This window comes from Methylobacterium sp. J-092 (genome assembly GCF_022829325.1).
Lineage (GTDB): Bacteria > Pseudomonadota > Alphaproteobacteria > Rhizobiales > Beijerinckiaceae > Methylobacterium.
On record NZ_JAKSXU010000087.1, the window covers coordinates 1 to 501 of the forward strand.

Consider the following 501-nt stretch of genomic DNA (forward strand, 5'->3'; position numbering starts at 1 on the left):
CCGATGTACTCCATGGTCATGCCGATGCCGCCGTGGAGCTGGACGGCCTCCTGGCCGAGGAAGCGGCACGCCTTGTTGACCTGCACCTTCACCGCCGACAGGGCGGCTGCACGCTCGGCCGCGTCACCGGCCTCGACCATCATCGCCCCGTAGATCGCCATTGAGCGCGCCTGCTCGAGGGCGATCACCTCGACACAGCGCAAGGTACCGCGGGGCCGCGATGATGAAGAGGCGCTGACGGCCGATCTCGTGGCGTTGGCTGAGAAGTACGGACGCTATGGCTACCGCAAGATCAGCGCGCTGCTGAAGGCGGCCGGATGGTTCGAAAGCTGGCGCCGTCACTACAACGGCGTGCGCCCGCATGCCTCGCTGAAATACCGGCCGCCGGCACTGGAGGTGTTCGTGCCAGCCTTCTCCGCTTGGCCGGCTGCGCTCGCCCGACCAGCTCCGCCGGCCAAGCTACTCGTGGCGGAGCGGCCCACCGTGCACTAACTTCACCCT

The 501-nt window shown here is 67.7% G+C and carries 1 protein-coding gene and 1 pseudogene; one reads left to right on the top strand and one right to left on the bottom strand.

The genetic code is table 11. The features are described from left to right. Window positions 1-161, bottom strand: a 161-nt coding sequence (locus tag MKK60_RS09990) for an acyl-CoA dehydrogenase family protein (RefSeq protein WP_313901119.1), incomplete at its 3' end; no start/stop codon positions are given. A gap of 28 nt (window positions 162-189) precedes the next feature. Here MKK60_RS09990 and MKK60_RS28665 point away from each other — a divergent pair. Next, window positions 190-492, top strand: a pseudogene (locus tag MKK60_RS28665) (integrase core domain-containing protein); the annotation flags it as partial. Window positions 493-501: the final 9 nt, after the last annotated feature.